This is a genomic window from Vibrio sp. YT-19(2023), from assembly GCF_033337395.1.
Map to the genome: position 1 here is coordinate 1 of NZ_JAWOQN010000884.1, position 569 is coordinate 569.

The window sequence follows — 569 nt, forward strand, 5'->3', positions numbered from 1 at the left end:
GTTTTCAGTTAAACGCCAGCCTGCAAGTGCATTTAAAATCGCGGCGAAAGACTCTTGGTGCGTTTCCATTGCTTTTTGGACGCCACGCCATGCCGCTTCTTGGCGGTCAAACTCTGAACCGTAAAGGATACTTGCAGCTTGAGAGAAACCGAGCTCTTCAGTAGTGCCATCAGCATGGTCTAACGTAACCTTTAACGAACCCGTCAAGTTGTCGTACAAATTGCCCCACGCAGATTTGCCATCGACACTCATCGCAGCTAAAAGCTTCTCTTCTTCCGTACTCAAGCGTGTATCTGCCAGTTTTCTCGACTCCATAATAGAGAAAACTTGACCGTTGATGTCTGGATTTTCGTGATCGAGAACGCGAGCAATGAACTCATCATCTGCATGCGTTAAGGTAAGTTCGAAAGCACTAAACGCTTGAGACAATTCAGAGAAAATACGCATCATACGACCAGAAAGCGCTTTCGCTTCGGCGTTAGTAGCGTTCACTGATGAGTAGCAATTTGCGAAGTTGTAGACCGTGCCCGCCAAGCGACTTGCTGCTTCGTTAGTCAGAATGGCATTTT

The 569-nt window shown here is 47.1% G+C and carries 1 pseudogene; it reads right to left on the reverse strand.

What is annotated here, in order from left to right:
• Positions 1-569, reverse strand: a pseudogene (locus tag R7E78_RS28985) (oligoendopeptidase F); the annotation flags it as partial.